Source organism: Cupriavidus campinensis, from assembly GCF_905397395.1.
Lineage (GTDB): Bacteria > Pseudomonadota > Gammaproteobacteria > Burkholderiales > Burkholderiaceae > Cupriavidus > Cupriavidus campinensis.
The window spans coordinates 42222-69073 of record NZ_CAJPVH010000025.1 but is presented as its reverse complement, the minus strand read 5'-3'; the positions used below and the strand labels follow the sequence as shown (position 1 = coordinate 69073).

The window sequence follows — 26852 nt, the reverse complement described above, 5'->3', positions numbered from 1 at the left end:
CCTCGATACCATCGAGGTCAAGATCAACGGCAGCCTGATGGGCACGCGCTCCAAGGACTTCCGCGTATACCTTTCCCCTGTCTTTCCAAGCGGCGTGACGGAGTACGGACACCCCGGGCCGGCAGGTACGACTTACACCAAATATCGCCGGTTCTCCTATTCGGATGTGACGTCGGAAGCATCCGGTACGCCGAATCTGGTCGGGATGCTGCCGAACGAAACCCGCACGGTGACGATGAGTGAATTCCAAAAGTCCGCGTTGTCGACCAACCCGCAACCAGCCTTTTCAACCACGCCCAGCCGGACCGTGCAATTGACGATCCAGTACCTGGGCCGGGAAGATGTCTCCGCCATGGGCAAGGCCTATCCAAACGCCTGCAAGGTGAAGGTGCGTTACGAGCGAGCAGACAGCCTGTTTCCCACGCTCGAAAGCACGGTCTGGCTTGCGCCAGGCGCGGGTCCGGTCAAGCTGACCGGCGCACCGTTGCTGGGCGTGGAGACCATCTCGGCCGAGACATCCGGCGTCGCTGCTAGCAACTGACGGCGGAAAGGGCGGCGAATTGGGGGCCGCCCCAGCCCTATGGCTGGCCGGCCTTCTGCAACACCTCTGCCAACTTCCCCCGCACCAGTCCCAGCAGGCAATAGGCGTTATACGAAGGCTCGGACGTCTCGCTCTGCTTCTCGAGCAGTTCCAGCACCCCATCAATGCCGGCGAGCACGGCATCGGCATTGGCCGCGCGGCTCGATGGACCGGTTGGTGGCTGGGCGGCCGGAGGCAGTTTTGATTCAGGCATACGCATCTTGGATCCAGGAGGTAGGTCGTTCAGTCGGATCAGTCTTCCTCATCCCACCCTCGCCAGTCCATGAGAGGATTCGCATTCTGTGGATCCCGGCACCTATACTCGACTGGCGCCCCAGAAGACAAGGCAAGCCATGACCCTGCCACCTCCCGCCCAGCAAGACGCCGCGTCCACCCCGCCCCAACCTCCCACGCCGCAAGTCGTTCCTTCCGGATTCCGGCAAGGCATCATCACGGCGATTACAGTCCTGCTTGGCTTCTCGCTGGCATTTTGGAAATTCTGGGGGCTCGAGACACCTGGGCGATGGGGCACGCTTGCGATCCTCGCCGCTGCCGCACTGCTGATCGCCGTGGCGCTGCAGATCGTCGCGCTATTTCGCGCGCTGCGGATCGAGGATGATGCCGTCGCTGAATATCGGCAGACGGTGCGCTGGTTTATCGGTTCGGCCGTGGCGTTGCTCGTCGGGTTGGCTGTCGCGATGGTGGACGCCGCGTTGTAAAAGCCAGCGTCCAAAACTTCAACGCGCGCAGGAAATCCACCCCGCATCGCACCACGTTTCTTGGCGTTCTTACACGCCACGCCTTAAGGCGATGAACCGCACATCACAGACGCGCGCAGTTCTTTCAAGGCATCGTTGCGAATTTGCACGCGCGTTGTAAAGCCGATGACCGCCTCCTAAGCTGGCCTCAGGCAGCTGATCCATGACAGGCCTGTCTGAAAACATTAAAAACATTAGGAGACTCCCATGAAATCCATCAGGAGAATGCTCGGCGTCGCGCTCGCCGGCATTATGCTAATCGGCCTTTCGTCGTGCGGCGGAGGCGGAGACGATGACCCGGGCATCGCGCCAACCGTCCAGCTGCTTTCGTCGCAACCCGATTATGTGACCGGCGGCAATGCGCTGATCGACATCGGCGTGCCTTCCACGGTCAACAACGATCGCCCCCTCAAGGTCTCGCTGAACGGCAATGACGTCAGCGCCCAGTTCAAGACCAGTCCCACCGATTCCTCCCACCAGCAAGCTGTGCTGACCGGGCTCGTCAATGGCACGAATTCCGTGACGGCCAGTGTGGGCAAGGCTTCCAAGACCATCACGATGACCAACTACCCGATCACTGGTCCGGTGATCTCGGGTCCCTTCCAGACGCCGTTCGTCTGCCAGACCAGCACGTTCGCGCTGCCGGACGGCTCCACGCTCGGCGCGCCGCTCGACGAGAACTGCAGCGTGGCCACGCGCGTGACCTATCTCTACCAGTCTACGCAGGGTGGGGCGCTGAAACCTATGACTGACACCAGGACGCGCCCTGCGGACGTGGCGACGGTCACCACGCTCAGCGGCACCCAGGCGCCCTTCATCGTGCGCGTGGAAACGGGTACCGTCGATCGCGGCATCTACCAGAACGCCGTCCTGCATGATCCGACGACCGAATCCGCACCCACGCCGACTTCTCCGCCCAAGGCATGGAACCGGCGCCTCATCGCCGTGGAAGGCTTCGGCTGCCCCGGCGGCTGGTATATCCAGGGCGGGGCGATCGGCAACATCCAGAGCGCAGGCTTCGACTTCAGCCTGCTCAACACGCAGCGGCTGGCCGAGGGCTATGCAACGTTCGCCAACACGCTGCAGCATGCGTCGAACAACTGCAACGCGGTGCTGGCCAGCGAGGCGGCAATGATGTCGAAGGAAGCCACGATCGAACGCTTCGGCGTGCCGGTGTTCACGGTGAGCGCAGGCTGCTCGGGCGGCTCCTATGGCAGCACGCAGCCGGCGGATCGCATCCCGGGGTTGCTCGATGGCGTGCTGATCTCGTGCACCTTCCCCGACCCGCTCTCGATTGCCTTCGCAGGGTCTGACGGGCACCTGATCACGCACTACATCACGCTATTCCCGTCGGCGCTGACGGACGCGCAGATCGCGGCGGTCACCGGCTACAAGAGCCGAAAGGCCTTCGAGGATGCCGCCAATCAGGCTGGCCGTACCGATCCGGTGCCGGCGCGCGTGGACTACGCGGGCTACAACTCCGGCGTCTTCAACAGCGTGGTGCCAACGTCGGTGCGCTATGACCCGGTCAACAACAAGACCGGCGTGCGCCCCACGGTCTACGATGCCGCGAAGAACGTCTATGGCGTCGACAAGGCCACCGGCTTCGCGCTCAGGCCCTACGACAACGTGGGCGTGCAGTACGGCCTCGCGGCGTTGAACAGCGGGGCGATCACCACCACGCAGTTCCTGGACCTGAACGAGAACGTCGGCGGCTATGACCAGGATGCCAACTATGTGGCCAATCGCACCGAGGGTGACCCCGGCGCCATCCTGCGCGCGCAGCAGAGCGGCCTGCAGATCGGCACCAATGGCGGGCTGGCGGCCATCCCCGTGTTCGACGTGACGGGCATCTATAACGACGACTCGGGCTACCACTACCAGTACTTCCACTTCGCCCTGCGCGAGCGGATGGTGGCGGCCAACGGCGATAGCAACAACCACGTGATGTGGCGCGGCAATCCTGTACCGGCCGATACGGCGTGGAACACCTTCATTCAGTGGGTCGCGGCGTACAAGGCCGATGTGACGACCACCGCGCAGAAGGACAAGGTGGTCACCCACAAGCCGGCCACGGCGGTGGATGGTTGCTGGAGCGACGCCGCGACCTTCGTCAACGAGCGCCAGACGCTGAGTGCCATCGGCAACACCACCTGCAACGGGCTGTTCCCCTCGTGGACGGCCACGCGCATCGCAGCGGGCGGGCCCGTAGCGGGCAACATCATCAAGTGCACGCTGAAGCCGATTGCGGCGTCTGACTACACGGTGATGTTCTCGGGCGCTGAGATGACGCGTCTGCAGGCCATCTTCCCCAACGGTGTGTGCGACTGGACGAAGCCGGGCGTCAACCAGTCCGGCGTGGTCCCGAACGGATCGTTCGGCCCATCGCCAGTGAACGTTGTGTTTGATATCACCAAGTCCTAGGAGCGGGTACCAGGCGGAACTGGGGCGGGCCGGCCGGAGAGCCGATACCCGCCCCGCTTCAATTCTGAGCCGGTCGGACCCTTCCTATTTCCCCTCAGATCCGCACCGAAAGCAGCGGATCGCGCCGCATCCTTTCCTTGATTTGCGCCAAAGATTTCTTCCTCGAATAGGGCGAAGGTGCCAGCCATCGTCTGGATAAGGAGGAAGGGTCATGCGGGATTTACGCTATGCACTGTTGAACGGGAACGCCACCACGACAGGTGGCGTACTGATAGCGCTCAACACGTACACGATTCACCACGGCGTCAATGTTGGCGTGGAAGGCGACCATGCGACCTGCCCGGCGTGCAAGGTGGGCGGGCCGGTGTACAACGACTGCGATCCGAGATATTCGCTGCATGGGAAGCAGATTCTGGTGTCGGGCGCGCGCGTGTTCTGCAAGTGCAAGGAGCACCCGCGCGTGCTGCCGTCGCAGCATATCTTTTCGATCGAAGTAGACCGGTCGCCAGAGCAGGAGGAGGAAGCCGCGGTAGCCGCCACGCCGAATCCCGGTGTAACGCACTTGGCTGCGGAAAAACCGTCGACGAACGAATACCTTCTGCGGCCGCGCGGGACGTTGTACTGGGGCGGAGCTGGGCTCGACGGAGACTACGTGCGGCCACAACTGGAGGCGTTCCGGAAGGCGGGGATCGAGCACTGTTTCGCCGGCTTGACGAACTCGGCGACAGCGGATTTGCCAGAGGGAACGGCGCCGGTTGGCATGATCCTGGACGCGATCAGATCCGGATTCAGTGTGCGCTATCGCGACGATGGCGAGTGGACGATTACGAGCGGAATGGTGCCTGAGGCGCCTCAGTTCAACCTTGTCGGCTACAGCTATGGCTCATTGCTCGCTGCGCAGACCGCGTGGTCATATGCGCGAGGAGGGCACGTGATAGACCATCTCGTCTTAATCGCGTCACCGATCGATGTCGAATTCCTGTCGGACCTCCTTGCGCACCCGAACATCAGAAAGGTCGTGACGATCGATCTCGGGAGGCACGGTGACCCGATCTACGCGGGCATGCCTTGGGGTGAATTGATTGCCACTTCACCTGTTCTTGCAAAGCAGTTCATTGCCAATAAAGGGGAAGGCCACTTTTACTACGCGCATGTGATGGATGACAGCCCACGCCGCTGGACGGAGTTGGCAAAGCGACTGCGCCAAGAGGGGCTGCGATGAGGCCGAAAGCTGTGCTCCTGAGGGTTATGCAAGGGATCGCCGTGCTGTTTGCCCTGGACGGCATGATCTATTGCATCGCATTGATGCTGACACCGTTCAAGCGCAACGATCTGTACGTCGGACCTGCCGCCGCCTACTTCGCCATTGCCGCGTTCTTCGGACTCTTGCTTATCCTTGCCGGGCTGGTGGTGCTCGTGATCGCTTTCCTGAGGCGCCATGTTTATCGATGGCGAATGGTGGGGATGTTACTAGCCGGCATGCTCTTCTTGGTGATGTCGTACGCCGTCTCCGTGTTCTGGATTCGGGATCAGCTCAAACAAAAAAACCCCGGCAGCAATGCCGGGGTGGCCAGTACTACCGGTGTTTTCGGCGCCGGCACCTTCAAGATTCAGACGCCTAATCGGCCTGGATGTTGAATTCCTTCACGAGCTTGGTGTAGCGGGCGGTGTCCGCCGCAATCAGCTTCTGGAGCACGGCCGGCTCGCCGCCGACCGGTGTGACGGCGATGGTCGCCATCCTGGCGATGACGTCGGGCTGCTTCAGGATCTCGTTCACATGGCTGTTCAGCGTGCGGACGATCTCGGGCGGCAGGTTCTTCGGGCCCAGCATCGCCTGCCAGGCGCCAATATCCACGTCCTTGTAGCCCAGCTCGCCCAGCGTCGGCACGTTCGGCGCGAACGGGGAGCGCTTGGTGTCGGCCACGGCCAGCGGCACCAGGCTGCCGTTGCCGACGTATTGCGCCACGGCGCCGTAGGTCACGTAGGTCATCGGCACCTGTCCGCCCAGCACATCGACGATGGCGGGCGCCGTGCCCCGGTACGGCACCTGCGCGATCTTCACGCTGGCCGACTTGTTGAACATCTCGCCCATGATATGCATCGGCGAGCCATTGCCCGGCGTGGCATACGTCTCCAGCTTGCCGGCCTTGGCGCGCGCCACGAGGTCGCTCATCTTGGTGATGCCGGTAGTCTTGGCCACCACCACGAACAGCGATTGCGTGCCGAGCTGGATGATCGGCGTGAAGTCGTTCTGCACGTCGTAGGTGGCGCCGGTGCCGGACTTCAGCACCAGGGGGGCGATCGACAGCGTGTTGGGCGCCAACAGCAGCGTGTAGCCGTCGGCGGCGGCGCGCGCCACGTAGGCGCTGCCGATGGTGCCGGCGGCGCCGGTGCGGTTTTCCACCACCACCGACTGCTTCAGCCGCGCGCCGAGCTTGTCGGCCATCAGGCGGGCGAGCACGTCCACGTCGCCGCCGGCGGGGTAGGCCACCACGATGGTGATCGGCTTGTTGGGGTAGCTGCCCTGGGCCATCGCGGGCAGGGCGGAGAGCAGGGCGGCAGCGCCGAAGGCCGCACCCATGGCGGCGAGTACGTTGCGGCGGACAGTCTTCATGGTCGAAACACCTCTTGTCAGGGTTCGCGCCCGATGCGGGGGCATCTCTGCGCGAAGGAGTCGGGGAAACGGTGCTGTGCCGGATTTCCCATCGGGCTTGTGGCGAGCGGCGCCTAGGCAGAGGACACGCTGCCCGGCGCCGCATGCGTCCGCCGCTATTAGAAGATGTGCTTGATGCCGAGCATGGCGCCAAACTGCTGGCCGCCCGGCTTCGTGTTGGCGCCGGCCTGCGCGCCGCTGACGGACAACGTCAGGTTGCCGTCGTTGTTGATGAAACCGGCGGTCGCATAGACGGCCGTGCGCTTGCTGAAGTTGTACATGCCGCGGATGGCGTACAGCATCGACTTGTTATCGCTGCTGTTGTAGTTCAGATAGTAGACCTGGCCAGCCAGCGTGAACGCGGGCGTGATGTCGTACGCGGCGCCGATGTAGTACAGCGCCGAGATCGGCGTGGCGCTGCCCTGGTTTTCGCGGCGGATCACGCCGGCGCCGATCTTGGTGCGATCGAGCAGCACGTAACCGGCCAGCGAGGCACGGTCGTCACGGAAGCTGCTGCTGGTCAGGCCGGCGAAGGCGCCCGGGCCGCCGCGCTGGGAGTCATACGCGGCGGTAATGCCCCAGGTCTTCTGGTCCCAGCCGATCATGGCGGACCACTCGCGGCACTGCGACTTGTCCGCCGGATTCTCGCCAGCGCAGTTCGTGCCGGCCGGGCTTGGGCCGGCGTTGGCCACGTCGCGGCCAAAGCTGTACGTGCCGCCCACGGTCAGGCCGCCGAAGGTGCCCTTGTACGCGATGGCGTTGTCGGCGCGCGTGTTCGGGATGTAGCTGTCCATCGAACCGGAGCCGAACGCGTTCGGCCCGAGGATGTCCGGGTCGAGCACGGCCCAGAACAGCATGGTGTACTGGCGGCCGAACGAGACCTGGCCCCATTTGCCGCTCAGGCCGACCAGCGCCTGGCGCCCGAACAGGCGCCCGCCCTGGTTGGCGGTGCCCGAATCCGGCGCGAAGCCGGACTCCAGCACGAAGACGCTCTTCAGGCCGCCGCCGAGATCCTCGGTGCCGCGCAGGCCCCAGCGGGACGGTACGGTGCCGGTCAGCGTGTTCATGCGAGCCACGCTATTGCCGGCCGCGCCGACGTTGTTGACGAACTCGACGCCGGTGTCCACCACGCCATACAGTGTGACGGACGATTGCGCCGAGGCCAGCAGGGGCGCTGCGGCCAGCAGGCCTGCCGCGTACTTTCCGATCTTCATCTACCGTTTCCTTCTTTAGTTTTCGTGGGCTCGTCTGCGTTTCCGTCCGGCCGGGCAATGATGGGGACCGATCCGTCTGTTCGTTTCATTAGTAAAACAATGAACTACATAGGAAACGTTCAGCGAAATATAGACAGGAGAGCCTGCGGCGTAGATCAGGGGGAACCCTAGTGAGGCGGCGTGGCGACGCCGCGGCATGGCGCCGATGCCACAAAGCCCTGGAATCGTTGTGGTGCGCGGCTTCCACGGCGGCGCACCGCCTTTGCGAAAGTGGCAGCGCGGGCGAAGTCAGTCCTCGCTCGGCAAAGCCATGCAGAAAGCCGCTTTCGGGTGAAATCCGCCGATGCCCCGTTGCGGGGCATGCCGAGGCCGTGCGGACCTTGCGTGATGGCGGCGCGCCTGGCGTGGATTTCTTCTACTTGTTTACCCTGATCCCGCACGTCCCGGAACCCGGCCTATAGTCGAGGAGTTTTATTTATAAATACAGGTTTCACATATGGAACAAAATGCGCCCCATCGAGCACTTGACCCGGGCGCCGACCTCCTGGCGGCACTGGACAACCATTTCGCGGCGCGCACCGTGATGGTCGATGCGCAGGGCACACGCGTGTCTTGCCGGGTCGGCGGCGCGCGCGGTCCGGTGATCGTGCTGCTGCACGGCATCAGTTCCGGCGCGGCGTCCTGGCTGCCTTGCGCGAGCCTGCTCGCCGCCGGGGCGCGGGTCATTGCGTGGGACGCGCCCGGTTACGGCGATTCCACCCCGTTGCCGATGTCCGCGCCCACCGCCCAGGACTACGCCGCACGGCTGGAGCAACTGCTGGCTGCGCTCCAGGTGAGCCCGGACCTGATCGTCGGCCATTCGCTCGGCGCGCTGATGGCCGCCGGCTACGCCGCCCATGCCGCATCAGACATGCAACCGGCCAGCTTCCTCCTGTTGAGTCCCGCGCTCGGCTATGGCGCGCCGGGCAACGAGACCAAGTCGCGCGAGGTATCGGCCCAGCGGCTTGAAGCGCTCGACACCCTTGGCGTCGATGGTCTCGCCCAGCGCGGCCCCACCCGCCTGCTCAGCCCGGCGGCCACGCCCGATGCCCAGGCCTGGGTGCGCTGGAACATGCGCCGCCTGCATCCGGACGGCTATCGCCAGGCCGTGGCACTGCTCTGTGGCGATGACATCGACGAATACCTCGCTGACGCCTCGCGCCCCATGCACGTTGGCTGCGGCGCCCAGGACGTGGTGACCACGCCGGCCGCCTCGTCCGCGCTGGCCGGGCGATTCCAGTTTCCGTTCCACCTGATCGCCGACGCCGGCCACGCCTGCTACATCGAGCAGCCCCAGGCCGTCGCCCAACGGGTCTGCGCCACGCTGCACGACTGAGGCAAGGGTTTCAGGACCGATAGCAGCCGGCTACCGGTCACTTCTCCGCCACGATCTGGCGATTCAAGGGGTTAACCCTAGTCAATTTTTGAAGCGTCGTTGTCTATAGTCGTACCTGTGTTCAATATTTAAACTCGTGTTTCACAGGTAAAACAAACTAGCCTGAGGATGCGAGCGCGGTTGAACCCGCCGTCCCCAACAAAGCAAGCCATGGAGCAAAGCGCAATGGAAAGCCTCTCGTATAACCCGAACCTGGTGCCGTGGGAGCGCCCCGCGCCGAACAACGTAGCGGGCAAGGGCCATATCGAGCAGCCGGGCAAGGTTGCCAACATCGTCTGGCAGACCCGTGCGGCGGCACCCACCGCGTACGAGAACGCGCTCGCCGATGCCCTGGAGGCTGCGTTCGAGGGCGGCGCCAAGAACCCGGGCGACATCGTCCGCGCGTTCAACCGCACGAATTTCCTGGCCGCCGATGGCCAGCCGTGGACCGAGGCTGCGTTCCTCGCCGAAATGCGCCGCCTGGGCGCCTGACTCCGGAACCCCAGCGAGACAAGACATGGAATCGAACAAGCAAGCACGCGCCGAAGCGCGCCTGAACAGCGGCCTGCGCAACTACTGGTATCCGGTGGCGGCGTCGTGGCAGGTCACCCACGCCCCCATCGGCATTACCCGCCTGGGCCAGAACATCGTCGTGTGGCGTGACAACGCCGGCGCGCTGCACGCGCTCGAAGACCGTTGCCCGCACCGTGGCGCACGCCTGTCGATGGGCTGGAACCTCGGTGACCGCGTGGCCTGCTGGTACCACGGCGTGGAGGTGGGCGGCGACGGCCAGGTCAAGAGCGTGCCGGCCGTGGATAGCTGCCCGCTGGAAGGCCGCACCTGCGTGCGCAGCTACCCGGTGCAGGAGCAGGCCGGCGCGATCTTCCTGTGGTTCGGCGACAGCGCCCCGACCGAAGCCGACGCCCTGCGCCTGCCCGAGGAACTGGTCAGCGACGAGCACAGCAACTTCCTCTGCGTGGCCCATTGGGACTGCAACTACCGCTACGCGATCGACAACGTCATGGACCCGATGCACGGCGCCTACCTGCACGCCGTCTCGCACTCGATGGCCAGCGGCGAGAAGTCGGCCGTCATGCAGATCCGCGAGACCGACAGCGGCCTGATCTTCGAGAAGACCGGCCAGCGCGGCGTGAATTTCGACTGGGTGGAATTCGGCGAGACCGGCACGCTCTGGCTGCGCCTGTCCATCCCCTATCGTGACAAGGTCGGCCCCGGCGGCCCGTTCGGCATCGTCGGCATGGCTACGCCGGTGGACGAGGACCACTGCCTGGTGTTCTTCTGGCGCACCCGCCACGTGCAGGGCTGGGAGCGCGACGTGTGGCGCTTCCTGTATCGCAACCGTCTGGAAGGGCTGCACTGGGACGTCCTCGAGCAAGACCGCGTGGTGCTGGAGTCGATGGCGCCGAACGCGCGCGACCACGAGATGCTGTACCAACACGACGCCGGCATTACCCGCGTCCGCCGCCTGCTGAAGCGCCGTGCCGATGCCGAAGTGGCCAACGAACCGGTGGCGATGCTGCAACCGGCCGGCGGAGTCCCCAGCCATGCGTGACACCGAAGTTGGCAACCCGACGGCCAACCTCCTTGCCGGCCGCAAGGTCCTGGTGACCGGCGCCGCGCGCGGCCTCGGCCTGGCCTTCGCCACCGCGATTGCCGAAGCCGGCGGCGCCGTGGCGATGGCCGACATCCTCGCCGATCGTGTGCAGGAATCGGCCGCCGCCCTGCAGGCGCGCGGCTTCCACGCCGTGCCGCTGACGCTGGATCTCAACGACCCGGCCTCGGTACAGGCCTGCGCTACCGCCGCCGTGGCAGCGCTCGGCGGGCTCGACGGCCTGGTCAACAACGGCGCGGTCACCGACTCGGGCGGCCGCGACCTGACCGCGCTGGACGTGGCCACCTGGGACCGCGTGATGAACGTGAACGTGCGCGGCACCTGGCTGATGACCGCCGCCTGCACGCCCGCGCTGCGCGCCAGCGGCCGGGGCGCCGTGGTCAACCTGGCCTCGGACACCCCGCTGTGGGGCGCGCCCAACCTGCTGGCCTACGTGGCCAGCAAGAGCGCCATCATCGGCATGACCCGCTCGCTGGCCCGTGAACTGGGCGATGCGCAGGTCACGGTCAACGCCGTGGCGCCGGGCCTCACGCTGGTGGAAGCCACCGAATACGTGCCGCAGCACCGCCACGACCTGTACCGCAACCAGCGCGCGCTCCAGCGCGAGCAAGTCCCCGACGATGTCTGCGGCGCCGTGCTGTTCGCGCTGTCCGGCCTCTCCCGCTTCGTCACCGGCCAGACCCTGGCCGTGAACGGCGGCTTTGTCATGCACTGAAACCAAGGAACCCGATCAAATGAGCGATATGTCCCAACAGGAAAACATCAAGCGCAGCTGGGAGCGTCCTGCCGACGCCTCGTTCGACCAGTGGATGGAGAGCCGCGTGGCGCGCTTCTCCACCCGCCGGTACGACTGGGACGCCCTGAAGTTCCAGGCCGACTACGACCCGAAGTACCGTCGCGCCCAGATGCGCTACCTCGGCACCGGCGGTACCGGCGTGGCCGCCGACACCAACACGGTGCCGTCCGAGCACTTCACGTTCTCCACGATGATCATCCCGGCCGGCCACGAAGGCCCGTCGCACCTGCACACCGATGTGGAAGAGGTCTTCTTCATCCTGCGCGGCAAGATCAAGCTGATCCTGGAGAAGGACGGCGAGCGCTTCGAGACCATCCTGACCGACCGCGACCTCGTCTCGGTGCCGCCGGGCGTGTATCGCGAGGAAATCAACATCGGCGAGGAAGACGCGCTGATGTGCGTGATGCTCGGCGCCAAGAAGCCGATCACGCCGACGTACCCACCCGAGCACCCGCTCACCCAGGTCAAGCGCTGAACCCGCGCGCCGACCGTCGACATCGCTAGCCATGAGCACCCAACCACTGCCCGCCGAGATCCAGGACCGGTACATCGTGCCCGGCCTGGAGCGTGGCCTGCGCCTGCTGGCCGAGTTCAGCGCGCGTGACCGCGTGCTGTCGGCGGCCGACCTTGCGCGCCGGCTCGACGTACCCCGCTCCACGGTGTTCCGCCTGCTGGCGACGCTGGAAGCCACGGGCTACGTGGAACGCGCCGACGGCGGCCGCGAATACCGGCTGGGCCTGGCCGTGCTCCGGCTCGGCTTCGACTACCTGGCCTCGCTTGAGCTGACCGAACTGGGCGCGCCGCTGCTGAACAAGCTGCGCGATGAAATCGAGTACCCGTGCAACCTCGTGGTGCGCGACGGGCGCTCGGTGGTCTACGTCGCCAAGTCGGCGGCGTCGCGCCCGTTCGCCAGCAACGTCAACGTGGGCACGCGCCTGCCGGTGCATGCCACCGTGCTGGGGCGCGTGCTGCTGGAAGACCTGTCGCTGGCGCAGCTGCGCGAGATCTATCCGGAGCCACAGCTGCAGATCTACTCGGACAGCACGCCGCGCACAGTGGATGCGCTGTTCGAGATGGTGCAGCAAGACCGCTCGCGCGGTTACGTACTGCACGAAGGCTTCTTTGAAGCCAGCATCTCCACCATCGCCGCGCCCGTGCGCGACCGCACCGGCAAGGTCACCGCCGCGCTGGGCGCCACGATCCCGGCGTCGCGCATCGACCCGGACCAGCTCGGGCTGATGGTGGAGCGGGTGAGGGAGTCCGCGCGCGAGCTGTCGCGGCTGCTGGATTACCGGCCGCATCGGGCCAACGGGCACGGCAAGGTCGTGTCTTTACATCGGGAATGAGCAAAAGAGGGGAGTGAGGACGATGTCCATGATTCAACTCGACGGCAAGGTAGCCGTCGTGACCGGCGGGTCCTCCGGCATCGGGCTGGCGACCGTCGAACTGTTGCTGGAAGCCGGCGCCGCCGTGGCCATGTGCGGCCGTGACGAACAGCGGCTGCGGCAGGCCGAGGCCTCGCTGCGCGCACGTTTCACCGGCTGCCGCCTCTACGCGGCCCGGTGCGACGTGCTGCAGGCCGCGCAGGTCAACGCCTTCGCCGCCGACGTGGCGCGCGAACTTGGCCCGGTGGACATGCTGGTCAACAACGCCGGCCAGGGCCGCGTGTCGACCTTCGCCAGCACCGAGGACGCGGCGTGGCTGGAGGAGCTGCAACTGAAGTTCTTCTCGGTGATCCACCCGACCCGCGCCTTCCTGCCGCAGCTGGAGCAGTCGGGGCAGGGCGCCGTGGTCTGCGTAAATTCGCTGCTCGCCACCCAGCCGGAGCCGCATATGGTGGCGACCTCGGCGGCGCGCGCCGGCGTGCACAACCTGGTGCGCTCGCTGGCCACCGAATTCGCGCCGCGCGGCGTGCGCGTGAACGGCATCCTGATCGGGCTCGTCGAGTCCGGCCAGTGGCGCCGCCGCTTCGACGCGCGCCCGGAGGAAGACCGCCACCTGGACTGGACCGCGTGGACCGCGCGTCTGGCCCGCCAGAAGAACATCCAACTGGGCCGTCTCGGCCTGCCGCAGGAAGCCGCCCGCGCCATCCTGTTCCTTGCCTCGCCGTTGTCTTCGTACACCACGGGCAGCCATATCGATATTTCCGGAGGACTCTCCCGTCATGCGTAACGAACAACAACAAGTCACCGTGGGCTGCGCCATCGCGGCCTTCCTCGAGCAGTGCGGCGTCAAGGCCGCCTTCGGCGTGATCTCGATCCACAACATGCCCATCCTCGATGCGATGGGCGAGCGCGGCAAGATCCGCTTCGTGCCGGCGCGCGGCGAAGCGGGCGGCACCAACATGGCCGATGCCTACGCCCGCACCACGGGCGGCCTGGGCGTCTGCCTGACCAGCACGGGCACCGCGGCGGGCAATGCCGCCGGCGCCATGGTCGAGGCCCTGACGGCCGGCACGCCGCTGCTCCACATCACCGGCCAGATCGAAACGCCGTACCTGGACCAGAGCCTCGCCTACATCCACGAAGCCCCGGACCAGCTCACCATGCTGAAGGCCGTGTCGAAGGCCGCTTTCCGCATCCGCAGCGCCGACACCGCGCTCTCCACCATCAAGCTGGCCGTGCAGACCGCGCTGACGGCGCCGACCGGCCCGGTCAGCGTGGAGATCCCCATCGACATCCAGGCCGCGCTGATCCCGATGCCGGCGGACCTGCAGCCGCTGCCGGTGCCGCAGCACCAGCCCTCGGCCCGCGCGCTCGACGCGCTGGCCGACCAGCTGGCCAAGGCCCGCCGGCCGATGCTGTGGCTCGGCGGCGGCGCGCGCCACGCCAGCCAGCAGGTCAAGCGCCTGCTGGACATGGGGTTTGGCGTGGTCACCTCCACGCAGGGCCGTGGCATCGTGGCGGAGGACGATCCCCGCTCGCTGGGCGCCTACAACCTCCACAAGCCCATCGAGACCTTCTACCAGACGTGCGATGCGATGCTGGTGGTCGGCTCGCGCCTGCGCGGCAATGAAACCCTGAAGTACGAGCTGAAGCTGCCGCGCCCGCTGCTGCGCATCGACGCCGATCCGGCCTCGGAAGGCCGCTGCTACCAGAGCGACTACTTCGTCAGCGGCGACGCCGCCCTGGCGCTGGATGGCCTCGCCGATCGGCTTGAAGGCCGCCTGAAAGTGGACGCCGGCTTCGCCGCCGACCTGCGCCGTGCCCACGACGTGGCCGTGGGCGCGCTGGTGGACGGCCTCGGCCCGTACAGCGCGCTGGTGCAGGCGCTCCAGCAGGCGGTGGGCCGCAACTTCAACTGGGTGCGTGACGTCACGGTGTCCAACAGCACCTGGGGCAACCGCCACCTGCAGATCTTCGACTCCCGCGCCGGTGTGCACGCGCTGGGCGGCGGCATCGGCCAGGGCCTCGCCATGGGCATCGGCGCCGCCATTGGCGCGGCGGCCACGGCCTCGGGCAAGAAGACCTTCACGCTGGCCGGCGATGGCGGCTTCATCCTGAACCTGGGCGAACTCGCCACGGCGGTGCAGGAGCGTGCCGACATGGTCATCGTGCTGATGAACGACAAGGGCTACGGCGTGATCAAGAACATCCAGGACGCGCAGTACGGCGGCCGCCGCCACTACGTGGACCTGCACACGCCGGACTACGCCCAGCTCTCGAAGTCGCTCGCGTTGCGTCACCGCCGCGTGAGCAACCTCGCCGACATCGGCGCGGCGCTGGAAGAGGCCACGGTCGAGCCGGGCCCGTTCCTGCTGGAAATCGACATGCTGTCCATCGGCAGCTTCAAGACCGTGTTCGCCGGCCCGCCGGTCAACAAGCAGCAGCCGACCGCCAGCCCGACCGCCAGCCCGACCGCCAGCCCGACCGCCAGCCCCGCATCGACCCCGGCGGCAGCCGCTGCGGCGGCGGCTTAAGCCAACCAGGAGAACGTCCATGCTGCATGTGTCCATGGTGGGTTGCGGGGCGATTGGCCGCGGCGTGCTGGAACTGCTGAAGTCGGACCCGGATGTCGTGTTCGACGTTGTGATCGTGCCGGCGGGCACGATGGACGAGGCACGCGGCGCGCTGTCGGCGCTGGCGCCCAATGTGCGCGTGGCCACCGGGCTGGCCGACGGCGACCGCCGCCCGGACCTGCTCGTGGAGTGCGCGGGCCATCGCGCGCTGGAGGAGCACATCGTGCCGGCGCTCGAGCGTGGCATTCCGTGCATGGTGGTGTCGGTCGGCGCGCTGTCCGAGCCGGGCATGGCCGAGCGCCTGGAAGCGGCGGCCCGCCGTGGCAACACGCAGGTGCAGCTGCTGTCGGGCGCCATCGGCGCCATCGACGCGCTGGCTGCCGCCCGCGTGGGCGGGCTGGACGAGGTCATCTACACCGGCCGCAAGCCGGCCCGCGCCTGGGCCGGCACGCCGGCGGCGGAGTTGTTCGACCTCGACGCCCTGACCGAAGCCACGGTGATCTTCGAAGGCACCGCGCGCGACGCCGCGCGGCTCTATCCGAAGAACGCCAATGTGGCCGCCACCGTGTCGCTGGCGGGGCTCGGCCTCGACCGCACCTCGGTCAAGCTGCTGGCCGATCCGCACGCGGAGGAGAACGTCCACCACGTGGAAGCACGCGGCGCGTTTGGCGGCTTCGAGCTGACCATGCGCGGCAAGCCCCTCGCGGCCAACCCCAAGACGTCCGCGCTGACCGTGTTCAGCGTGGTGCGCGCCCTCGGCAACCGCGCCCACGCGGTGTCGATCTGAAGTGAATCTGACATGAGCACACAACAAGTCCTCCCGATCTGCATCGCCGGCGCCTGGCGCCTGGGCTCGGGCGACCGCTACGCCACGCGCTACCCCGCCACCGGCGAAGTCGTGGCCGAACTGAACGCGGCCAGCCTGGCCGATGTGGAAGAAGCCGTGCAGGGCGCCCATCGCGCGTTCCTGACCAGCGGCTGGGCGCAGCGCAAGCAGCATGAGCGTGCCGCCGTGCTGTACCGGGTGGCCGAGCTGATCCGCGCCCGCGCCGAGCCGCTGGCCCAGCGCCAGCGCCTGGACAACGGCAAGCCGATCAGCGAGACGCGCGCGCTCGTCGCCAGCGCCGCCGCCACGTTCCAGTTCTTCGCCGCCGCCTGCGAGACCATGGAGGAATCCATTACGCCGCAACGGGGCGACTGCCTGACCATGAGCGTCTACGAGCCGATGGGCGTGGTGGCCGCCATCACGCCGTGGAATTCGCCGATTGCCAGCGAGGCGCAGAAGATGGCGCCTGCGCTCGCCGCCGGCAACGCCGTGGTGGTCAAGCCGGCCGAAGTGACGCCGCTGATGGCGCTGGAACTGGCCGCGATCTGCGAGGAAGCCGGCGTGCCCCGGGGCCTGATCAGCGTGCTGCCCGGCAAGGGCTCGGTGATCGGCGACGCCATCACCAAGCATCCGCTGGTGCGCCGCGTGTCGTTCACGGGCGGCACCACCACCGGCAAGCACATCGCCCACATCGCCGCCGACAAGATGATGCCGGTGTCGCTGGAGCTGGGCGGCAAGTCCCCGACCATGGTCTTCGATGACGCCGACCTGGACCACGCGGTGAACGGCGTGCTGTATGGCATCTTCAGTTCGTCGGGCGAATCGTGCATCGCCGGCTCGCGCCTGTTCGTGGCACGCGCGAAGTACGAGCCGTTCATGGACCGCCTGGCCGCCGCCGCCGCCAGGCTGCGCGTGGGCGATCCGGCCGACGCGCGCACCCAGATGGGGCCGCTGATCACCGACCGGCACCGCGACAGCATCGAATCCTACGTGGCGATGGGCGTGGAAGATGGCGGCCAGCTGCGCACGGGCGGCATGCGCCCGGACGTGGCGGGCCTGGCCAACGGCTATTTCTACACGCCGACCATCATCGAAGGGCTCGACAACAACGCGCGCATCTGCCAGGAGGAAATTTTCGGGCCGGTGCTGGTGGCGATGCCGTTCGACGACGAGGACGACCTGATCGCCCAGGCCAACGACAGCATCTACGCGCTGGCCGCCGGCATCTGGACGCGCGACTACAAGCGCGCCTGGCGGGTGGCACGATCCGTGCAAGCCGGCAACGTGTGGATCAACACCTACAAGCAGTTCTCGATCTCGACCCCGTTCGGCGGCTGGCGGGACAGCGGCCTGGGCCGCGAGAAGGGACGACTGGGCATCCTGCAATACATGGAACAGAAGGCCGTGTACTGGGGCCTGAACGAACAACCGCTGCCGTGGGCCAACTGAGCCCGGGTATCAACCGGCAGGACGGAGAAGCAAGATGAAGGTATTGGGAATCGACGAAATCACCTACGGCGCCGACGACTTCGACGCGTGCCGTGGCTTCTTCAGTGACTGGGGTCTGACCGTCAAGCGCGACGACGCCGAGGCGCTGGACTTCGAAACGCTGAACGGCTGCCGCGTGCTGGTGCGCAAGATCGCCGATCCGGCGCTGGCGCCGGCCATCGAGGACGGCCCCACGCTGCGCGAGGTGGTGTGGGGCGTGGCGGATCAGGCGTCGCTGGAGGCGATTACCGACGCCATCGGCGCCGAGCCGAGCTTCGTGCGCCAGCAGGACGGCGCGCGCGTGGGCTGCACGGACCCGAACGGGCTGGCCGTGCGCTTCCAGGTCTCGCGCAAGCGCGAAGTGCAGGTGGAGTGCGCGGTGATGAACACGTGGAACGACAAGCCGCGCCTGAACCAGCGCAGCCCGGTCTACGAGCGCGCCGCGCCCATCGAGGTGGGCCACGTGGTGTTCTTCGTCACGGACGTGAAGGCCACCGAGCGCTTCTACGTGGAGAAGTTCGGCTTCGTGCAGTCGGACAACTATCCGGAACGCGGCGCCTTCCTGCGCTGCGCGGCCGAGGGCGGTCACCACGACCTGTTCCTGCTGCAACTGCCGCAGCCCAAGCGCGGCCTGAACCATGTGGCGTTCACGGTGCGGGACATCCACGAGGTCTTCGGCGGCGGCATGCATATGTCCCGTACGGGCTGGGACACCCAGCTTGGCCCGGGGCGCCACCCGATCTCGTCCGCCTACTTCTGGTACTTCAAGAATCCGGCCGGCGGCCTGATCGAGTACTACGCCGACGAGGACCAGCTCGACGCCCACTGGGAGCCGCGCGCCTTCGAGCCGGGCCCGACCGTGTTCGCCGAATGGGCCATCGAGGGCGGCATCGACGGCAATACGCGCCGCCAGAAGAACGCCGGCGGCCCGCAGGGCAAGTTCCTCACGGAAAAGCGCTAAATCGGTGTTGAAGTGTCGTTGCCTCTGGCGAGGCAAGCATTGAGAAGGAAGCAGTCATGAGTGCCAGTCAATCCCTGACGATGCGCGTGCAGGCCATGCGGTTCGAGGCGCGCGGTGTGGTCAGCATCGAGCTGCGCGACCCCAGCGGCGCCACCTTGCCCGAATTCAGCCCGGGCGCGCATATCGACCTCCACCTGGCCAACGGCCTGGTGCGCAGCTATTCGCTGTGCGGCGCGCCCGAGGCGCGCGACCGCTACACCGTGGGCGTGCTGCAGGATCGCAACAGCCGGGGCGGCTCGCGCTTCGTGCACGAGCAGCTGCGCGTGGGCAGCACCCTCACCGTGGCGGCGCCGCGCAACCACTTCGCGCTGAACGAGGATGCCGCGCACACAGTGCTGGTGGCTGGCGGCATTGGCGTCACGCCCATCGTCTGCATGGCGCGTCGGCTGGCCGAGCTTGGCCGGGCGTTCACGCTGCTGTACTGCGCCCGCTCGCGGGAGGAGGCGGCCTTCGTCGACACCCTGTCGGCCTATGGCGACGCCGTGCGCTTCCATTTCGACGACGAGCAGGGCGCGCCGCCGGACCTCCAGGCGATGCTGGCCGGGCAGGACGCCGGCACGCACTTCTACTGCTGCGGCCCCGGGCCGATGCTCAACGCCTTCGAGGCTGCCTGCGCCGCCCACGGCTACGCCAACGTCCACATCGAACGCTTTGCCGCCGACCCGGCTACCGAGGCAGTGCAGGAGGGCGAGTACAGCGTCACGCTGCAACGCACGGGCGCCAACGTGCGCGTGCCGTCCGGCAAGTCACTGCTCGATGCCCTGCTGGAAGCCGGCGTGGCAATGGAGTACAGCTGCCGGGAGGGCGTGTGCGGGTCGTGCGAGACCGCCGTGCTCGACGGCTGCCCCGATCACCGCGACAGCGTGCTCAGCAACAGCGAGCGCGCCGCCAACAACACCATGATGGTGTGCGTATCCGGATGCAAGGGCCAGCGGCTCGTGCTGGACCTTTGAGCCGCTGAGGACACTTCCACAGATGTATATCGATAGCGTAGACGGCGCGGCATCAGCCAGCGCCACGGCCCCCGCGCACCCCCAAACCAGCCCCCGCGCAGTCACGCGCGGCCAGATCATCGCCCGTATCGAGCGGATGCCCGGCAACGCGATGCATATCCGCGCCCGGCTGCTGATCGGCCTCGCCACCTTTTTCGATGGCTTCGACGTGATCGCCATCGCGGCCACGCTGCCGCTGCTGATTGCCAACTGGTCGCTCACACCGGGCCAGATCGGCTTCCTGATCGCGGCGCCTTCGGTGGGCCAGCTGGTGGGCGCGCTGCTGTTCCCGGCGCTGGCCGAGCGCTTTGGCCGGCTGCGCTCGGTGGGCTGGAGCGCGGGCATCATCGGCCTGATGAGTATTGCCTGCGGCTTTGCGCCTTCGTTCGAGATCTTCGCGCTCCTGCGTATCGTGCAGGGGCTGGGGCTGGGCGGCGAACTGCCGGTGGCGGCCACCTATATCAACGAGGTCACGCGCGCGCATGGCCGGGGCCGCTTCGTGCTGCTGTACGAGGTGGTGTTCCCGATCGGGCTGATGGTGTCCAACGCGCTGGGGGCCTTCCTGGTGCCGCGCTACGGCTGGGAGGTGATGTACTTCCTGGGCGGCGTGCCGATCGTGCTGTTCTTTGTGCTGCGCAAGCTGATTCCCGAGTCGCCGCGCTGGCTGGCCGAGAAGGGCCGGCTGGGCGAGGCGGATGCGGCGCTGAGCGCCTTCGAGGCCCGCGCCAGGCAGCCGCTGCCGCCGGTGGGCGATACCTCGGCGTTCGACGCCATGACGGCCCGCCACCCGCGCCGCCGCGTGCGGGACCTCGTTGGCCGCGCCTATATCGGCCGCACGCTGGCCGTGTGGATGCTGTGGGCAACCTGCGGCTTTATCCAGTACGGGCTCTCGACCTGGCTGCCCACGGTCTACAAGACCGTCTACCACGCGCCGCTGCAACTGGCGCTGAACCTGGCGGCAGGGGCCTCGGTGCTGGGCGTGGTCGGGTCGCTGATCTGCGCGATGGTGGTGGACAAGGTGGGCCGCAAACCGGTGATCAACGTGTCCTTTGTGCTGTGCGCGGTGTCGCTGGTGCTGGCGGGCGTGTTCCACGCCTCCACGGTCTACGTGGTGGCCACGTTCTGCGCGCTGGCCATGGGCTTCCTGGCCTGCGGCTTCATCACCGCCTACGTCTACACGCCGGAGCTGTACCCCACCAGCATCCGCGCCATGGGCTGCGGGCTGGGCGGCGCGTGGCTCAAGATCTCGGCGATCTTTGCCCCGGGGCTGATCGCCAGCACCATCGGCAGCGGCAACCTGAGCGTGGCGTTCTACGGGCTTGCCGTGGTGCCGCTGCTGGCCGCCGTGACCGTGTTCTTCCTCGGCATCGAGACCAAGGGGCAGGTGCTGGAGGAACTGGAGGTCTAGCCTCCGGACGGCTGAAACGTATTGTTGGGTCTTCGACGATCATCATGTCGTCATTGCGCTCCGCGGCCTGTACCGGCGCGGGGCGTTTTTTGCTTTTTCTGTCTGGCGACGGGGTCAGTCGCGGGCGGTGCAGATGCCGTGCAGCTTGCGCAGGCCGGTGTACAGGCCGTGGCGCTCCTCGGGCGTCAGCAGGCGGATCACCGATGCCTGCCCGCGCCGGGCCAGCGGAATCACCTGGGCGTGGAGCGCCTCGCCGGCGGGCGTGATGCGGCAGACCAGCCGTCGGCGCGGCGTGCTGCCTTCGGACTCCAGCGTGACGAGCCCCCGGTCCTCCAGCAGCCGCAGCGTGCGGCTGACCAGCGCCTTGTCCGAGGTGGACTGCTTGACCATCTCCGCGAAGGACAGCTCCTTGCCGTGCGCCAGCAGCGCCAGCATGCGCCATTCCGGTACGGTCAGCTCGAACTGCGTGGCGTATGGCTCGGTCACGCTGTTGCGCAGTGCCGTGACCAGCTGGCTCAACATCGTCGTCAGGAAGTCGTTGACGGTGAGTCCCGTGCCCGCCTCGTCGAGTTCGGACCAGGGATCGGCGGCCGGAGGGGCTTGTTCGTGTGCGGAGGTGGGGCTGGACATGGCGAAGTGGAAGCGGGGAAAGAATGCCGCGGGATGCCGCGGGATGCCGCAAGACGGCCGGAAACCGGCCGCGATTGTCTCACAGCTGGCGGGGCTCGCAACTTTGTGCCACGCAGCAAAACACGGCAGATCGCAGAGGCGATGTCAATCGGGGATTGACTTAAGTTGAGTCATCAACAAAGTCGCCCTACTCTGGATTCGTTCCTGATGTGAATCCGGGTTTCATAGATAAAACATATCTGCTAGGGTTCGAGGTGGAGACGTGTGTGCGATCGTGCTGTGCGCGACGCCGCATGTTATACGGATCCGTTGCCAGCCGGCTGATGTTGCAGAAAGCCAGGCGGCAGGACCGAACGCTACGCAGAGAGAGACCATGAACCAGGACCTTCCCAGAGAGGAAACGCAGCAGGAAGTGCAGCAGGAAGTGCAGCAGGAAACGCAGGACACACAGGACAAGTACATCGTGCCGGGGCTGGAGCGCGGGCTGAGGCTGCTGGGTGAGTTCAGCAGCAAGGACCGCACGCTGTCGGCGGCGGAGCTGGCGCGGCGGCTGAAGGTGCCGCGCTCGACGGTGTTCCGGCTGCTGGCCACGCTGGAGATGATGGGCTTCGTGGAACGGACCGATGGCGGGCGCGAATTCCGCCTCGGCATGGCAGTGCTGCGGCTCGGCTTCGACTACCTGGCCTCGCTGGAGCTGACCGAGCTGGGCCGGCCGCTGCTGGACCGCCTGCGCGACGACATCCACTACCCGTGCAACCTGGTGGTGCGGGATGGCCGGTCGATCGTGTACGTGGCCAAGTCGGTGGCGGCGCGGCCGTTCACCAGCACGGTGAACGTGGGCACCCGCCTGCCGGCGCATGCCACGGTGCTGGGGCGCGTGCTGCTGGAAGACCTGTCGCTGGAGGCGCTGCGGGAGCTGTATCCGGAGCCACGGCTGGAGGTGTACTCGGACAGCACGCCGCGCACCGTGGAGGAGCTGTACGAGATGGTGCAGCGTGACCGCCAGCGCGGCTACGTGCTGCACGAGGGCTTCTTCGAGGCCAGTATCTCGACCATCGCCGCGCCGGTGCGTGACCGTACCGCGCGCGTGGTGGCGGCGTTGGGGGCGACCATCCCGGCAGCCCGGATCGATCCGGCGCTGCTTGACTCGATGGTCGAGAAGGTGCGCGAGGCGGCAGGGGAGTTGTCGCGCCTGCTGGATTACCGGCCGACCTTGCAGGACAGGGTGGCCAACGAATGACGCCGGGCTGACGCCCCGGCGGATGGTGAAATCACGGAAGGAACGGGGCTGGCATGAGGAAAGCACGGTGGATGGGCAGGGCGGCGGCAGTGCTGCCGATGATGGCGATCATGGCGATGGGGGGGATGGTGGCGATGCCGGGCGTGGCGCAGGCCGCCCCGGCCTGTCACACGGTGCGGATCGTGGTGCCGTTCCCGGCCGGCGGCCCGGCTGACCAGCTCGCCCGCACGCTGTCGCAGGGCCTCCAGCAGCTGCCGCAGCCGTCCGAGCGCAAGGGCGCGACGATGATCGTCGACAACAAGCCCGGCGCCAACGGCAATATCGGCATCGACGCCGTGCGCCGCGCGGCGGGCGATGGCTGCACCTGGCTGGTGGTGCCGGCCGGCAACCTGACCATCAACCCCACGCTGTTCCCCGCACTGTCCTACAACGTCACGCGCGATTTCCGGCCCGTCTCGCTGCTGGCCAGCTCGCCCAACGTGCTGGCGGTGAACCCGGCGGTCAAGGCGCGCACCGTGCCGGAGCTGATCGCGCTGGCCAGGCAGGCGGATCAGGCGAAATCGCCGCTCGGCTACGCCAGCCCCGGCGTCGGCAGCGGCCTGCATCTGGCCGGCGAGCTGTTCCGCAACAAGGCCGGCGTGACCATGCTGCATGTGCCGTACAAGGGCACCACGCAGGCCGTGACCGACGTGGTGGGCGGGCAGGTGCCCGTGCTGCTCGGCACGTGGCCCACGCTCGCACCGTTCATCCAGTCCGGCGCGCTGCGCGCGCTGGCCGTGACGCAGTCGAAGCGCTCCCCGGCGGCCCCGGACGTGCCCTCGCTGGCCGAGCAGGGCATGCCCGGCATCGACGTCAGTTCCTGGTACGCCCTGCTGGTGCCGTCCGCCACGCCCCAGCCGCTGGCCGATGCGCTGGCCGCCGATGTGCGCGCGCTGTTCGCCACCGCGAGCGTGCGCGATGACCTGAAGCGCCAGGGCCTGGAACCCATGGCCAGCACCCCAGACGCCCTGGCCGCTCGCATCCGCGACGATACCGCCGCGTGGGCCACGCTGATCCGCACGTACCACATCACGGCGGAATAGCCTCCCGGCGTCCTCAGACGCCCCTCCCCAAGTTTCCAACCGAGTCGTACCTGGCCGCACCCTGCGCCGTGCAGGGTGGCCTGCGGCCGTCATTTCAGCGTGACTTCTTGCACGAGCGAGGGCAATCATGGATTTTGTGTTGAACGGAAAAGCGACCCGCTTCGACGGCGACGGCGATACGCCGCTGCTGTGGGTGATTCGCGATGACGCCGGCCTGACCGGCACCAAGTACGGCTGCGGCATCGGCGCCTGCGGCGCCTGCACCGTGCATGTGGATGGCAACGCGCAGCGGTCGTGCGTGACGCCGGTCTCCAGCGTGGCGGGCCGCACGGTCACCACCATCGAGGGGCTCTCGCCGGACCGCTCGTCCAGGGTGCAGCGGGCCTGGATCGCCAAGGACGTGCCGCAGTGCGGCTACTGCCAGTCCGGCATGGTCATGGCGGTGACGGCGCTGCTCAAGCAGAATCCGCACCCCACCGACAAGGAGATCGACGCATCGGTCAGCAACCTGTGCCGTTGCGCCACCTACCACCGCATCCGGGAGGCCGTTCATGCAGCCGCAAAGTGACCGTATCGCCAGCCCCGCCCGGCGCGGCTTCCTGAAGGGCGGCATGGCGCTGGCCGGCGCGCTCTGCATTCCGCTGCCGGCGCTGGCGTCCCGCACTGTGGACAGCGGCCCGCACGGCACGCACGAGATCACGGACTGGATCTGGATCGAGCCGAACGGCAAGATCACGCTCGGGCTGTCGCAGTGCGAATGCGGGCAGGGCGTCTATACCGGCATGCCGCAGGTGCTGGCCGATGAGCTGGACGCCGACTGGCAGCAGGTGGCCGTGACCTTCGTGACCGGCCGGGACGCCTACCGCACCGGCGCCGCGTACGAGGAGCCGCAGCAGTTCGTCGGCGCGTCGATGTCCGCCACGCTGTTCTACCAGCGGCTGCGCATTGCCGGCGCGCAGGCGCGCGAGGTGCTGGTGATGACCGCCGCGAAGCGCCTGCAGGTACGCCCGGGCCAGTGCTACACGGAGAAAGGTCGCGTCTATCACGGCGCCACGGGCCGCTCGTTCAGCTATGGCGAGCTGGCCGAGGAAGCGGCGAAGCTGCCGCTGAACCCGGCGCCGCGCCTCAAGAACGACGCCGCGCACCAGCTGATCGGCAAGGACCTGCAGCGGCTGGACACGCCGGCCAAGGTCGATGGCTCCGCCGAGTTCGGCATCGACGTGAAGGTGCCGGGCATGCTGTATGGCGCGCTGAAGTTCGCCCCCACCGTGACCGGCAAGGTCACCGGCCTGCGCAACGCCGATGCTGTCAAGGCCATGCCGGGCGTGCAGGCCGTGGTGCAGGCGCCGGACGCCGCCATCGTGGTGGCCACGAGCTACTGGCTCGCCAGGAAGGGCGCCAATGCGCTGGAGCTGGAGGTGGATCCCGGCCCGGCCAGGTCACTCGACAGCGACCAGATCCTGGCCGCGCGCCAGGCCGCGCTCGGCGCGCCGGAGGCCGTGGTGGCGACGAAGCTGGGCGATCCGGACGCGGTGCTGGCCGGCGGCGGCAAGGTGGTCGAGGCCGACTACCACACGCCGTACATCGTCCACGCCACGATGGAGTCGGTGAACGCCACCGTGCACGTGCGCGAGGACGCCATCGAGGTCTGGGGGCCGATCCAGGGCCAGGACTTCGTGCGCAACGCGCTCGGCAAGCTCTACCAGCGCCAGCCCGAGACGATCATCGTCCACACCACCTTCCTCGGCGGCAGCTTCGGGCGCAAGTTCCTGCCGGACTTCGTAGTGCACGCGGCGCGGGCCTCGGCGGCAGTGGGCAAGCCGGTCAAGGTCATCCGCTCGCGCGAGGACGACATCCGCCATGGCTTCTACCGGCCCGGCGTGTCGGGGCGCTTCCGCGCGGTGCTCGACGACAAGGGCCTGCCGCGCGCGCTGCATGCCCGGCTCACCGGCCAGTCGCTCTACGGCGTGATCAAGGCCGAGCGCATGGCCAAGCACGGCGGCTGGGACGAGACCATGCTGGAGGCCATCTACGACTGCGTCTATCGCGTGCCGAACCTGAAGGTGGAGATGATTGATGTGAAGCAGCCGATTCCGGTCAGCTTCATGCGCAGCGTGGGCTCCACGTCGAGCATCTTCATGCTGGAGAGCTTTGTCAACGAGATGGCCGACGCGGCGGGCACGGACCCGTACCGCTACCGCCGCGCGCTGCTGGCGCACAACCCGTTGGCGCTGCGCGTGCTGGACGCGGCGGCCAAGGCGGCGAACTGGGACCGCAAGCCGGCGCCCGGCGTGTCGCGCGGATTCACGTTCAACCTTTACACCGGGCGGGGCGAGGCGTTCCAGACCTATGTGGCGATGGCGCTGGAACTGGAGCGCAGCGGCAAGGCGTTCCGCGTGCGGCGCGTGGTGTGTGCGGTGGAGTGCGGGCGGGCGATCAACCCGAACCTGATCCGCGCCAATATCGAGGGCGGCATCGGCTTTGCGCTGACCAACACGCTCAAGAGCGAGATCACGTTCAAGGCGGGCGTGGTGCAGCAGAGCAACTTCCACGACTATCCGCTGCTGCAACTGGCGGAGATGCCGAAGATCGACGTGGTGATCGTGCCGAGCGACCGGCCCCCGCAGGGCTGCGGCGAGGTCTCCCTTGGCCCGGTGGCGCCAGCCGTGGCGCACGCGCTGTACCAGGCGACCAAGGCCCGGCGCAGGTCGATGCCGATGAAGCTGGAGGTTTGA

26 protein-coding genes are annotated in these 26852 nt (G+C 67.4%); 22 read left to right on the top strand and 4 right to left on the bottom strand.

The features are described from left to right. Positions 1-37: 37 nt before the first annotated feature. The gene (locus KHO18_RS15735) at positions 38-541 is read left to right on the top strand and encodes a hypothetical protein (RefSeq protein WP_211943496.1); all 504 of its coding nucleotides are present in this window, start codon (positions 38-40) and stop codon (positions 539-541) included. A gap of 37 nt (positions 542-578) precedes the next feature. Here KHO18_RS15735 and KHO18_RS15730 read toward each other — a convergent pair whose 3' ends face one another. Next, positions 579-794 (bottom strand): hypothetical protein, encoded by a 216-nt coding sequence (locus tag KHO18_RS15730; protein ID WP_244844828.1) that lies wholly within the window; start codon positions 792-794, stop codon positions 579-581. A 139-nt stretch (positions 795-933) separates the two neighbouring features. Here KHO18_RS15730 and KHO18_RS15725 point away from each other — a divergent pair, with 139 nt between their 5' ends. The 4 genes from KHO18_RS15725 to KHO18_RS15710 all read left to right on the top strand — a co-directional run bounded on the left by KHO18_RS15725 (position 934) and on the right by KHO18_RS15710 (position 5400). Continuing rightward, complete coding sequence (locus KHO18_RS15725; protein ID WP_144197753.1) at positions 934-1299, top strand: hypothetical protein; 366 nt, start codon at positions 934-936, stop codon at positions 1297-1299. Between the two features lie 246 nt (positions 1300-1545). Beyond that, complete coding sequence (locus KHO18_RS15720; RefSeq protein WP_211943495.1) at positions 1546-3762, top strand: DUF6351 family protein; 2217 nt, start codon at positions 1546-1548, stop codon at positions 3760-3762. A gap of 211 nt (positions 3763-3973) precedes the next feature. Continuing rightward, entirely contained in the window at positions 3974-4984 is a 1011-nt protein-coding gene (locus KHO18_RS15715) for a PAAR domain-containing protein (protein ID WP_211943494.1), read from the top strand. Positions 4985-5010: 26 nt separating this feature from the next. Next, positions 5011-5400, top strand: coding sequence for a hypothetical protein (locus KHO18_RS15710; RefSeq protein ID WP_211943493.1), 390 nt, complete (start codon positions 5011-5013; stop codon positions 5398-5400). On the opposite strand, the gene KHO18_RS15705 is transcribed toward KHO18_RS15710, so the two are convergent. Both KHO18_RS15705 and KHO18_RS15700 read right to left on the bottom strand, forming a co-directional pair. Continuing rightward, positions 5381-6376: a Bug family tripartite tricarboxylate transporter substrate binding protein gene (locus KHO18_RS15705; protein WP_211943492.1), complete on the bottom strand. Its 996-nt coding sequence runs from the start codon at positions 6374-6376 to the stop codon at positions 5381-5383. The two genes, KHO18_RS15710 and KHO18_RS15705, sit on opposite strands and share 20 nt — an antisense overlap. 158 nt (positions 6377-6534) lie before the next feature. Beyond that, on the bottom strand, positions 6535-7629 hold the full coding sequence (locus KHO18_RS15700; RefSeq protein ID WP_149138258.1) for a porin: 1095 nt from the start codon (positions 7627-7629) through the stop codon (positions 6535-6537). Positions 7630-8125: 496 nt separating this feature from the next. Between KHO18_RS15700 and KHO18_RS15695 the strand changes: the two genes are divergently transcribed. The 13 genes from KHO18_RS15695 to KHO18_RS15635 all read left to right on the top strand — a co-directional run bounded on the left by KHO18_RS15695 (position 8126) and on the right by KHO18_RS15635 (position 21165). Further along, positions 8126-9004: an alpha/beta fold hydrolase gene (locus KHO18_RS15695; RefSeq protein WP_211943491.1), complete on the top strand. Its 879-nt coding sequence runs from the start codon at positions 8126-8128 to the stop codon at positions 9002-9004. Between the two features lie 225 nt (positions 9005-9229). Further along, positions 9230-9535, top strand: a complete 306-nt coding sequence (locus KHO18_RS15690; protein ID WP_377732607.1) for a recombinase-like helix-turn-helix domain-containing protein — start codon at positions 9230-9232, stop codon at positions 9533-9535. Between the two features lie 25 nt (positions 9536-9560). Continuing rightward, a complete protein-coding gene (locus KHO18_RS15685) occupies positions 9561-10616 on the top strand; it encodes an aromatic ring-hydroxylating dioxygenase subunit alpha (RefSeq protein WP_211943490.1) in 1056 nt (351 codons plus the stop codon). Further along, positions 10609-11391 (top strand): SDR family oxidoreductase, encoded by a 783-nt coding sequence (locus KHO18_RS15680; RefSeq protein ID WP_211943489.1) that lies wholly within the window; start codon positions 10609-10611, stop codon positions 11389-11391. The genes KHO18_RS15685 and KHO18_RS15680 overlap by 8 nt, the downstream gene beginning before the upstream one ends. Before the next feature lie 19 nt (positions 11392-11410). After that, positions 11411-11947: a cupin domain-containing protein gene (locus KHO18_RS15675; protein ID WP_144197762.1), complete on the top strand. Its 537-nt coding sequence runs from the start codon at positions 11411-11413 to the stop codon at positions 11945-11947. Positions 11948-11978: 31 nt separating this feature from the next. Further along, positions 11979-12818, top strand: coding sequence for an IclR family transcriptional regulator (locus tag KHO18_RS15670; RefSeq protein ID WP_144197763.1), 840 nt, complete (start codon positions 11979-11981; stop codon positions 12816-12818). Positions 12819-12840: 22 nt separating this feature from the next. After that, positions 12841-13644 carry an SDR family oxidoreductase gene (locus tag KHO18_RS15665; protein WP_144197764.1) on the top strand — a complete coding sequence of 268 codons (804 nt, stop codon included), beginning with the start codon at positions 12841-12843 and terminating at the stop codon, positions 13642-13644. Then, entirely contained in the window at positions 13637-15391 is a 1755-nt protein-coding gene (locus KHO18_RS15660; RefSeq protein ID WP_211943488.1) for a thiamine pyrophosphate-binding protein, read from the top strand. Before KHO18_RS15665 ends, KHO18_RS15660 begins: the two co-directional genes overlap by 8 nt. Positions 15392-15410: 19 nt before the next feature. Continuing rightward, positions 15411-16217, top strand: a complete 807-nt coding sequence (locus KHO18_RS15655; protein WP_144197766.1) for an aspartate dehydrogenase — start codon at positions 15411-15413, stop codon at positions 16215-16217. A gap of 12 nt (positions 16218-16229) precedes the next feature. Further along, complete coding sequence (locus KHO18_RS15650) at positions 16230-17705, top strand: aldehyde dehydrogenase (protein WP_144197767.1); 1476 nt, start codon at positions 16230-16232, stop codon at positions 17703-17705. 34 nt (positions 17706-17739) lie between these two features. Further along, a complete protein-coding gene (locus KHO18_RS15645) occupies positions 17740-18705 on the top strand; it encodes a VOC family protein (protein WP_144197768.1) in 966 nt (321 codons plus the stop codon). 56 nt (positions 18706-18761) lie between these two features. Beyond that, positions 18762-19718 carry a PDR/VanB family oxidoreductase gene (locus KHO18_RS15640; RefSeq protein WP_211943487.1) on the top strand — a complete coding sequence of 319 codons (957 nt, stop codon included), beginning with the start codon at positions 18762-18764 and terminating at the stop codon, positions 19716-19718. Positions 19719-19740: 22 nt separating this feature from the next. Further along, positions 19741-21165, top strand: coding sequence for an MFS transporter (locus KHO18_RS15635; protein WP_186296828.1), 1425 nt, complete (start codon positions 19741-19743; stop codon positions 21163-21165). A gap of 114 nt (positions 21166-21279) precedes the next feature. Here KHO18_RS15635 and KHO18_RS15630 read toward each other — a convergent pair whose 3' ends face one another. Beyond that, positions 21280-21795, bottom strand: a complete 516-nt coding sequence (locus tag KHO18_RS15630; protein WP_144197770.1) for a MarR family winged helix-turn-helix transcriptional regulator — start codon at positions 21793-21795, stop codon at positions 21280-21282. A 373-nt stretch (positions 21796-22168) separates the two neighbouring features. Between KHO18_RS15630 and KHO18_RS15625 the strand changes: the two genes are divergently transcribed. The 4 genes from KHO18_RS15625 to KHO18_RS15610 all read left to right on the top strand — a co-directional run bounded on the left by KHO18_RS15625 (position 22169) and on the right by KHO18_RS15610 (position 26852). Then, complete coding sequence (locus tag KHO18_RS15625) at positions 22169-23035, top strand: IclR family transcriptional regulator (protein ID WP_144197771.1); 867 nt, start codon at positions 22169-22171, stop codon at positions 23033-23035. Between the two features lie 110 nt (positions 23036-23145). Next, positions 23146-24117: a Bug family tripartite tricarboxylate transporter substrate binding protein gene (locus KHO18_RS15620; RefSeq protein ID WP_377732614.1), complete on the top strand. Its 972-nt coding sequence runs from the start codon at positions 23146-23148 to the stop codon at positions 24115-24117. Positions 24118-24244: 127 nt separating this feature from the next. After that, on the top strand, positions 24245-24685 hold the full coding sequence (locus tag KHO18_RS15615; RefSeq protein WP_211943485.1) for a (2Fe-2S)-binding protein: 441 nt from the start codon (positions 24245-24247) through the stop codon (positions 24683-24685). Beyond that, a complete protein-coding gene (locus tag KHO18_RS15610; RefSeq protein WP_211943484.1) occupies positions 24669-26852 on the top strand; it encodes a xanthine dehydrogenase family protein molybdopterin-binding subunit in 2184 nt (727 codons plus the stop codon). Before KHO18_RS15615 ends, KHO18_RS15610 begins: the two co-directional genes overlap by 17 nt.